The sequence below is a fragment of the Kineococcus esterisolvens genome, from assembly GCF_050871405.1.
GTDB lineage: Bacteria > Actinomycetota > Actinomycetes > Actinomycetales > Kineococcaceae > Kineococcus.
On the sequence record NZ_JBJLRI010000109.1, the window covers coordinates 1 to 9,022 of the forward strand.

Below are 9,022 nucleotides of genomic sequence, written 5' to 3' on the forward strand. Positions count from 1 at the left end.
GCACCTGCGCGCAGGTGCCGGGCACGGCGTGACGACGTTCCGAGCGGTCGGCTCAGATGTCGAAGTACATCTCGAACTCGTGCGGGTGCGGGCGCAGCCGGATCGGGTCGACCTCGTTGGTGCGCTTGTAGTCGATCCACGTCTCGATGAGGTCGGACGTGAAGACGCCGCCGTCGAGCAGGTACTCGTGGTCCTTCTCCAGCTCGTCCAGGACCGCGGGCAGCGAGTACGGGACCGTCTTGATGTTCGCGTGCTCCTCGGGCGGGAGCTCGTAGAGGTCCTTGTCGATCGGGTCCGCCGGCTCGATGCGGTTCTTGATGCCGTCCAGGCCGGCCATCAGCTGCGCGGAGAACGCCAGGTACGGGTTCGCCGACGGGTCCGGCACGCGGAACTCCAGGCGCTTGGCCTTGGGGGAGTTGCCGGTGATCGGGATGCGGATGCACGCCGAGCGGTTGCGCGCCGAGTACACCAGGTTGACCGGCGCCTCGAAGCCCGGCACCAGGCGGTGGTAGGAGTTCATCGTCGGGTTGGTGAACGCCAGCAGGGACGGGGCGTGGTGCAGCAGGCCGCCGATGTACCAGCGCGCCAGGTCCGACAGCCCGCCGTAGCCCTTCTCGTCGTAGAAGAGCGGCTCACCGTCCTTCCAGAGCGACTGGTGGCAGTGCATGCCGGAGCCGTTGTCGCCGAAGAGGGGCTTGGGCATGAAGGTGACCGTGCGGCCGTTGCGCCACGCGACGTTCTTCACGATGTACTTGAAGAGCAGGACCTGGTCGGCCGCGTTCTTCAGCGTGTCGAACTTGTAGTTGATCTCGGCCTGGCCGGCGGTGCCCACCTCGTGGTGCGAGCGCTCCACGGTCAGGCCGGCCTTCTCCAGCTCCACGCACATCTCGTCGCGCAGGTCGGCGAAGTGGTCGACCGGCGGGACGGGGAAGTAGCCGCCCTTGTAGCGGGTCTTGTACCCGCGGTTGCCGCCCTCCTCGGAGCGGCCGGTGTTCCACGCCGCCTCGACGGAGTCGATGTGGTAGTACGACTCGCGCTGGTTCGTCTCGAACCGCACGTCGTCGAAGATGTAGAACTCCGCCTCGGCGCCGAAGAAGACGGTGTCGGCGATGCCGGTCGACTTCAGGTGCGCCTCGGCCTTGGCCGCGATGTTGCGCGGGTCGCGGCTGTAGGGCTCGTCGGTGAACGGGTCGACGATGGAGTGGTTGATCACCAGGGTCTTCTCGGCCCGGAACGGGTCGACGAAGGCGGAGGTCGGGTCCGCGATCAGCTTCATGTCCGACTCGTGGATGGCCTGGAAGCCGCGGATCGAGGAGCCGTCGAACATCTGGCCCTCGGTCAGGGCGTCCGCGTCCACCGATGCGGCCGGCACGTTGAAGTGCTGCATGACACCCGGCAGGTCGCAGAAGCGGATGTCGACGAACTTGACGTCCTCATCCTTGATGTACTTCAGGACCTCTTCGGAGTTGCTGAACATCCAACCTCCAGGAACGGAACCGGCCCGGCCTTCGAGCCGCCGCGGACGCGCCGACGGTAGGCGGGCGTCGTTTCGCCCCCGTGTCGCCGACGTTTCGGCCACGTTACGCGAGTGGTGCCGGCCGGGGACAGGCCGGTGTCCGGGCGGTGGCGGGCGGTGCGCCCGCGGTGGTGGGTGGCCCGGCCCGGTGGGGCGCTTAGGGTGGCGTCGTGACGAGCCGCCCGGCCCCCAGCGCAGCGCCCGGCCCGCGGGGGGACGGTGACCAGCCGGTGCCCGGGGTGCGCCTCGGGCTGCCGGCCACCGGCAGCGGCTCGGTGCCCGGCTGGGGCCGGCGCGTGGCCGGCCTGGCCGTCGACTGGGCGCTGGCCACCCTCATCGGCCGGGCCTTCCTGCAGGACGCGCTGGGCCCGCAGTTCGCGCCGCTGGTGGTGTTCCTGCTCATGCACGTGCTGCTGGTGTCCACGATCGGCATGACCATCGGCCACGCCGTGGCGGGCACCGCGGTGCGCCGCCTGGACCGCCCCGCCCCCGTGGGCCCGGCCCGGGGTCTGCTCCGGGGCGTGCTCGTGGTCCTGGTGATCCCCGCGGTCGTGTGGGACGCCGACCGCCGCGGGCTGCACGACAAGGCCGCCGGCACCGTCGTCGTGCGACGGTGACCGGCGGCCGGCCGGGCCTGGGTGCCAGGTCGCGGGCGGGGCTCAGCGCCCGCGCATGGCCCGGCGGTCCGGCCGGGCGCGCAGCGGGTCCACGCCCTGCGGCACGGGGGCGCGCACCCCGCCGAGCGCCCGCAGACGCTTGACGACCGCGGCGACCTCCTGCTTGGTCAGCGTCGGCTTCAGCCGCTGCACCCTCGAGGCCAGCTTGCGCAGCGGGACCTCGCCCTCAGCGCCGCTGTCACCCACGGTGAACACGTGCACCGGCACGTTGGGGGCCACTCGGGCCACCTTACGCCGCTCGCCCTCCAGCAGCTTGCGCACGCGGGTGGGCGGGCCGTCGCCCACCAGGACGATCCCGGCGCGGCCGACCGCGCGGAAGACCATGTCCTGGGTGCGGGCCTCCACGGCCACGGGCTCCTGCTCCACGGTCCAGCCGCGGCGGATGGAGCTCAGCGCCGCGCCGGGGGCGCCCTTCTGCCCCTCCATGCTCACGTACGCGGCACGCTCGGCCCGGCGGCCCAGCAGGAACATGCCGGCGAGGACGCCGACCATGATCCCCAGGAGGGGGAAGTAGATCCAGTGGCCGGTGATCAGCCCGATCACGACGCCCAGCAGGATCGGCCCGCCGACGGCCAGCAGCATCCACCACTTGGTCGCGGGATCCGCCCGCACCGTCATGTCGTAGACCTGCTTCAGCTGACGGAGCCGCTTCCACCGCTGCTTCTTGGGCTTCGGTGCCGGGGTCGCGCCCGCGGGCGTCTCACGTCGTGCCATGGGGCCAAGGATACGGCTCGCGGGCAGGGGGCCCCACCGCCCCGCGCACGCGCGGGACGGCAGTGGGGGCCGTCGGGAGGGGCCGTCGTGGGAGGCGTCAGCGGGCCAGGAGGCTGGCCGCCTCCTGCGCCGCCGGCACCTCGCGGTCCAGGTGCGCCAGGTGCTCGGGGATCGCCACGCCGCGCCGGCGCATCGCCTGCGCCCACAGCCGCCCGGCCCGGTACGAGGAACGCACCAGCGGCCCGGCCATGACCCCGGCGAAGCCCAGCCGCTCGGCCTCGGCGGAGAACTCCACGAAGCGCTCCGGCTTCACCCAGCGCTCGACCGGGTGGTGGCGCGGGCTCGGCCGCAGGTACTGGGTGATCGTCACGATGTCGCAGCCCGCCCCGCGCAGGTCGGCCAGCGCGTCCACGACCTCCTCGTCGGTCTCGCCCATGCCGAGGATGAGGTTGGACTTGGTCACCAGGCCCGCGTCGCGCCCCTGCGCGATGACGTCCAGGGACCGCTCGTAGCGGAACGCCGGCCGGATGCGCTTGAAGATGCGCGGCACCGTCTCGACGTTGTGCGCGAAGACCTCCGGGGCGGCGTCGAAGACCTGCTGCAGCAGCTCGGGGCGGCCGTTGAAGTCCGGCACGAGGATCTCCACGCCGGTGCCGTGGCCGTCCGCGCCGCTGTTGAGGGCGTGGGTCTGGCGGATCGTCTCGGCGTAGAGCCACGCCCCGCCGTCGGCCAGGTCGTCGCGGGCCACCCCGGTGATCGTGGCGTAGCGCAGGCCCATCGTGCGGATGCTCTCGGCCACCCGGCGCGGCTCGTCCCGGTCCAGCGGCGAGGGCTTGCCGGTGTCGATCTGGCAGAAGTCGCACCGGCGGGTGCACTCCGAGCCGCCGATGAGGAAGGTCGCCTCCCGGTCCTCCCAGCACTCGTAGATGTTGGGACAGCCCGCCTCCTCGCACACCGTGTGCAGGCCGCCGGACTTCACCAGGCCCTTCAGCTCGGTGTACTCCGGACCGGTGCGCGCCTTCGTGCGGATCCAGGACGGCTTGCGCTCGATCGGCGTCTCGGCGTTGCGCGCCTCGATGCGGAGCATGCGCCGTCCCTCGGGTGCGATCGTCACCCGCTCAGGGTACGTCGCCACCGCGCCGCCACCGCGGGGGCGGCGGGCGACGTCGGTCACGTCGCCGGGCACCAGCCGGCCGGGTCCACGCCGCCGGGCACGTCGGCGCCCGGGTCGTAGGGGGTCCGGGTCAGGCGGAAGCTCGCCAGGTCCAGGTGGCTCACCGAACCGTCCGCACCGCGCACCGGTCGCAGTAGCTCCCCGGCGTAGTAGTCGTCCAGGCCGCGCCACGCGCCGGTGGCGGCGTCGCGCGCGAAGCGGGACGAGCGGGCCCGGCCCGTCAGGCCGCTCAGCTCCAGCGAGCCGTCGCGGCCCGCGCGCAGCACCAGCGGCGCCGGACCCCAGTACCAGGGGCCCAGCAGCTCCAGCACGTCCGCGTCCACCGCGCGCGGCCGCCACGGGCTCGGCCACGCCGGCTCGGCGTCGGTGAACGCCGCCAGCAGCCGCACCGGCAGGTCGCCGAAGCCGGTGGTGGAGTTCGTCAGCGCCAGTACCGCGTCGGAGGTCTCCACGTCCACCCGCAGCATGGCCACGAACCCCGGCATCGAGCCCGAGTGACCCGCGAACCGGCGCCCGCCGGTGTTCCACAGCTGCAGGCCCAGGCCGTAGCCGGCACCCCACGCGGCGCCGCGCGCGTCGTCGACGGCCTGCGGCTCGCGCATCGCCTCCACCGTCCCGCGGCGCAGCACGCCCGCCCCGTCCGCCACGACGCCCGCCCAGCGCGCCAGGTCCTCCACGGTGGACCACAGCTGCCCGGCGGGGGCCATCGCACCGGCGTCGTGCTCCGGCTCGGGCAGCACCACGTCCGCCCACGGGTGCACCGCGCAGCCCTGCGCCGCCGGCGCCTGCGGGCGCGTGCTCGTGCGGTCCATGCCCAGCGGGCGCAGGAACTGCTCGGCGACCACCTCGTCCCAGGACGCGCCGCGCACCCGGCCCAGCAGCTCGCCGAGCACCCCGTAGCCGACGTTGGAGTAGTGGAACCGCACCCCGGCGCGGTGGCGCAGCGCGCCCGGCCCCAGCAGCGCGCGCAGCTGATCCCACCCCTCGCCGGCGGTGCGCTCCCACCACGGCCCGTCCGTCTCCGCCTGCAGGCCGGAGGCCTGCCCCAGCAGCTGACCCACGGTCAGCGCACCGACGCCCCGCGTGCCGAGCTCGGGGAGGTGCCGGCCCACGGGGTCGTCCAGGTCCACCAGGCCGTCCTCCGCGCAGCGCAGCACGCCGGCGGCCACGAACGTCTTGGTGATCGAGCCGATGCGGTACTGCGTGCCCGCCGCGGGGGTGTCCCCGCCGGCCGGGTCGGACACGACGCTGCCCGCGGTGCCCGTCCACACCAGCTCGCCGGCGCGCACGATCCCCGCCACCACCGAGGGGAGCCGGTGCTGCGCCTGCGTCTCGGCGAGCAGGTGCTCCAGCGAGCGGGCGGTGGTGGGCAGCACGGCGGGCGCGGTGGTCACGGGACGACCCTGCCAGAGCGTCCCGGCGCAGCGCCGGGCAGGATCGGGGTCGTGGACCTGCGCATCTTCACCGAACCCCAGCAAGGCGCCAGCTACGAGACGCTGCGGCGCCTGGCCGTCGCCTCCGAGGAGGCCGGCTACGACGCCTTCTTCCGCTCCGACCACTACCTGACCATGGGCGGCGACGGCCTGCCCGGTCCCACCGACGCCTGGACGACCCTGGCGGCCCTCGCCCGCGACACCTCCCGCGTGCGCCTGGGCACCCTCGTGACCTCCGCGACCTTCCGGCACCCGGGCGTGCTGGCCGTCCAGGTCGCGCAGGTCGACGAGATGTCCGGTGGCCGCGTGGAGCTCGGCCTCGGCACCGGCTGGTACGAGCAGGAGCACGCCGCCTACGGCATCCCCTTCCCGCCGCTGAAGGAGCGCTTCGACCGCTTCGCCGAGCAGCTGGAGATCCTCACCGGCCTGTGGGGCACCCCCGTCGGCGAGACGTACGACTTCACCGGCGAGCACTACGAGATCAAGGGCTCCCCGGCGCTGCCCAAGCCCGCTCAGCAGCGCGTGCCGATCATCGTCGGTGGCGGCGGCAAGAAGCGCACCCCCGCCCTCGCGGCCCGCTACGCCACCGAGTTCAACCTGCCCTTCGCCAGCGTCGAGGACAACGCCGCCGCGATCGCCCGCGTGCGCGCCGCGTGCGCCGAACAGGGCCGCGACGCCGACGAGCTGACGTGCTCGGCCGCCCTCGTGCTGTGCTGCGGCCGCGACGAGGCCGAGGTGACCCGCCGCGCGCAGGCCATCGGCCGCGAGCCCGGCGAGCTGCGCGAGCACGGCCTGGCCGGCACTCCCGCCGAGGTCGTCGACACCATCGGCCGCTACGCCGAGGTCGGCATCACCCGCTTCTACCTGCAGGTGCTGGACCTGTCCGACCTGGACCACGTGGACCTGGTCGCGCAGGAGGTGCGCCCGCAGCTGTGAGCCGCGGCCGGCGGCGGGGCGGGACGGCTCACCCCGCCAGTCCCGCCGCCGGCAGCAGCTCCTCCACCACCGCCGCCGCCTCCAGCACGCCCACCCGGCGACCCGAGGCCGACGACAGGCTCGCCACGCCGGCGTCGGGCAGCCCGCACGGCACGATCGAGCCGAACCCGCGCAGGTCGGTGTCGCAGTTCAGCGCGAACCCGTGCATCGTCACGCCCCGCGCCACCCGCACCCCGATCGCGGCGACCTTCGCCTCGCACCGCCCGCCCGGCACCGCCGGGGCTTCCGTGGCCACCCACACGCCGGTGCGCTCCGGCACCCGGAACGCCTCGACGCCGAAGCGCGCCGCCACGTCGATCAGCAGCTGCTCCACGCGGCGCACGTACCCCACGACGTCCAGCGGCGAGCGCAGCCGCACCAGGGGGTAGCCCACCAGCTGCCCCGGTCCGTGCCAGGTGATGCGCCCGCCCCGGTCCACGTCGACCACGGGGGTGCCGTCCACCGGGCGCTCCCAGGAGTTCGTCCGCTTGCCCGCCGTGTACACGGGCTCGTGCTCCAGCAGCAGCACCGTGCCCCCGCGCTCGCCTGCGGCGACCTCGGCGTGCAGGGCGCGCTGCAGCTCCCACGCCTCGCGGTAGTCGACCAGGTCCTCGCCCAGCCGGACCCGCTGCACCTGCAGGACGCCCGCGCCGCCCGTCACCCCGTCCGCCGTGGTCGCCACCCGCGCAGCGTACGTCCGCGCCGGAGCCCTCAGCCGGGCAGCCGGCGCGGCTCCAGGCGGGTCTCGACGACCTCGCCGCCGGCCTCGCGGCGCACCACGTACGCCCCCTTCCCGTCCACCTCGGCGATCGCCTCGACGAGCTCGGTGCCCGCGTAGACCAGGCCCACCCCGTCGTCGGTGCAGTGCGTCTCGCCGAGGGTGCCGTCGCCCACCAGGGCGTGCACCAGGGGCCGGCGGCGCGCCTCGGAGTCGTAGTGCACGCCGTTGCCGTACGGCAGCAGGCCCAGGCCGTTCGTCACGGCCCGCAGCTCGGGACCGAAGGAGTCCGTCGTGCCGCCGGTGAACCAGCAGATCGACCCGGCGCTGACGCCGCCGAGCACGACCCCGGCCTCCCAGGCGGTGCGGAACGCGGCGTCCAGCCCGTGCACCCGCCACACCGCCAGCAGGTTCGCCACCGACCCGCCGCCCACCCACACCGCGTCCGCGTCGAGCAGGTGCAGCGCGGCGTCGTCCACGGAGGGCATGGGGAACAGGTCCAGCACGGTGGTGTCGAACCCCGCGCGGGCGCCGGCGGCGTGCACCTCGGCCGCCCAGGAGCGCTGGTCGCCCCCGGCGGTGCCCAGGTACGTCAACCGCGGCCGGCGGGAGTCGGGCACCCGCGCCAGCCGCACCGCCTCCAGGGCGGTGCCCGCCCAGTCCAGCCCGCCGCGCTCGCGCCGCTTCCAGCCGCCGGAGGTGGCGACGACCGTCGGCCGCTCAGCCGGCACGGCGACGGCCCATCCCGAGGCGGGTCAGGACGGCGTCGGCGGCCCGGCGGCCCGCCACGAGCGCACCCTGCTGCGAGGGGTTCTCCCGGTGGTCACCGGTCGCGAAGATGCCGTCGCCCACCTCCACCGGCCGCGGACCGTCGAAGGGCGGCTCCAGCACGGGCAGCGCGTGCGGCACGTCGTGCACGGCGATCAGCTCCCACTCGGAGGTGTCCGCGCCGTAGACGCGGCCCAGCTGCGCGCGCACCCGCGCCTCGGTCTGCGCGGAGGTGTCCCGGCCCAGCAGCAGCGCGCTGACCAGGCCGCGCCGGTCGCCGGCGGGCACGTAGCTCGGCGCGACGGCGGAGACCACGGCCGTGTTGACCACCGGCCCGCTGCGGTCGCCGTCCAGGTGCAGCAGCTTCTCGCGCGAGGCCGGCGCGGGCGAGGAGGGCGTGACGTACCAGAACGCCGACAGCGCGTGGGACTCCGGCACGGGCAGGCCCGGCACCAGGTGGCCGGCCGCGCCCGCGTCGGTGGCCACGACGATCGCCTGCGCGGTGACGCCTCCGGCGGTGGTCTCCGCGACCAGCGAGCGGGGGGCCAGGCCCAGGTGGCGCACCTCGGTGCCCAGGACCACCGAGTCGGCGGGCAGGGACGCGGCCAGCAGGTCCGGCAGCGCCTGGACCCCGCCGGCGGGCAGGCCGGGCGTGCCGCGCAGGAAGCTGCGCACCACCAGGTCCACGAAGCGCCGCGACGTGGTGCCGTCCGCCTCGCCGAGCACGCCGGCCAGGAACGGCTCGATCACCGCGCGGCGCAGCTCGCCGTGCACGCCCGCCTCGTCGAGCGCCTCGGCCCAGCCGGAGTCGGGGCCCTTGAGGTCGCCTGCGCTCGTGAGCCTCACCACCCAGCGCGCCACCGCGGCCTTGTCCTTGACGCCGCCGAGGGGGAAGCGCAGCGCCTCCACCAGGCCCGCCGGGTGCCGGCGCGGGTCGTGGACCGCGGACACCCGCCCGGGGGGGGGGGGGGGGGGGCCCGGGGGGGGCCCGGCCCCCCCCCCCCGCCGCCCCACGCACAACAATAACACCTACCACAATAAGCTGAA

The 9,022-nt window shown here is 74.8% G+C and carries 9 protein-coding genes; 2 read left to right on the forward strand and 7 right to left on the reverse strand.

Annotated elements, in window-relative coordinates; genetic code table 11:
* Positions 1–52: 52 nt before the first annotated feature.
* The gene (gene glnA, locus ACRYR8_RS20155) at positions 53–1,477 is read right to left on the reverse strand and encodes a type I glutamate--ammonia ligase (protein WP_432486062.1); all 1,425 of its coding nucleotides are present in this window, start codon (positions 1,475–1,477) and stop codon (positions 53–55) included.
* Positions 1,478–1,686: 209 nt separating this feature from the next.
* Between glnA and ACRYR8_RS20160 the strand changes: the two genes are divergently transcribed.
* Positions 1,687–2,133, forward strand: coding sequence for an RDD family protein (locus ACRYR8_RS20160; RefSeq protein WP_432486061.1), 447 nt, complete (start codon positions 1,687–1,689; stop codon positions 2,131–2,133).
* Positions 2,134–2,175: 42 nt separating this feature from the next.
* Here the strand turns inward: ACRYR8_RS20160 and ACRYR8_RS20165 are convergent, their stop codons facing one another.
* The 3 genes from ACRYR8_RS20165 to ACRYR8_RS20175 all read right to left on the reverse strand — a co-directional run bounded on the left by ACRYR8_RS20165 (position 2,176) and on the right by ACRYR8_RS20175 (position 5,475).
* Positions 2,176–2,907, reverse strand: a complete 732-nt coding sequence (locus ACRYR8_RS20165; protein WP_432486060.1) for a DUF4191 domain-containing protein — start codon at positions 2,905–2,907, stop codon at positions 2,176–2,178.
* Positions 2,908–3,004: 97 nt separating this feature from the next.
* A complete protein-coding gene (gene lipA, locus ACRYR8_RS20170; RefSeq protein ID WP_432486059.1) occupies positions 3,005–4,021 on the reverse strand; it encodes a lipoyl synthase in 1,017 nt (338 codons plus the stop codon).
* 56 nt (positions 4,022–4,077) lie between these two features.
* On the reverse strand, positions 4,078–5,475 hold the full coding sequence (locus ACRYR8_RS20175; RefSeq protein WP_432486058.1) for a serine hydrolase domain-containing protein: 1,398 nt from the start codon (positions 5,473–5,475) through the stop codon (positions 4,078–4,080).
* Positions 5,476–5,526: 51 nt separating this feature from the next.
* Between ACRYR8_RS20175 and ACRYR8_RS20180 the strand changes: the two genes are divergently transcribed.
* Positions 5,527–6,450, forward strand: a complete 924-nt coding sequence (locus ACRYR8_RS20180) for an LLM class F420-dependent oxidoreductase (protein ID WP_432486057.1) — start codon at positions 5,527–5,529, stop codon at positions 6,448–6,450.
* A gap of 28 nt (positions 6,451–6,478) precedes the next feature.
* Here ACRYR8_RS20180 and lipB read toward each other — a convergent pair whose 3' ends face one another.
* The 3 genes from lipB to ACRYR8_RS20195 form a co-directional block, all read right to left on the reverse strand.
* Entirely contained in the window at positions 6,479–7,129 is a 651-nt protein-coding gene (gene lipB / locus ACRYR8_RS20185) for a lipoyl(octanoyl) transferase LipB (protein WP_432486063.1), read from the reverse strand.
* Positions 7,130–7,200: 71 nt separating this feature from the next.
* Complete coding sequence (locus tag ACRYR8_RS20190; protein WP_432486056.1) at positions 7,201–7,938, reverse strand: Type 1 glutamine amidotransferase-like domain-containing protein; 738 nt, start codon at positions 7,936–7,938, stop codon at positions 7,201–7,203.
* Positions 7,928–8,926 carry an FAD-dependent oxidoreductase gene (locus ACRYR8_RS20195; RefSeq protein WP_432486055.1) on the reverse strand — a complete coding sequence of 333 codons (999 nt, stop codon included), beginning with the start codon at positions 8,924–8,926 and terminating at the stop codon, positions 7,928–7,930. Before ACRYR8_RS20195 ends, ACRYR8_RS20190 begins: the two co-directional genes overlap by 11 nt.
* Positions 8,927–9,022: the final 96 nt, after the last annotated feature.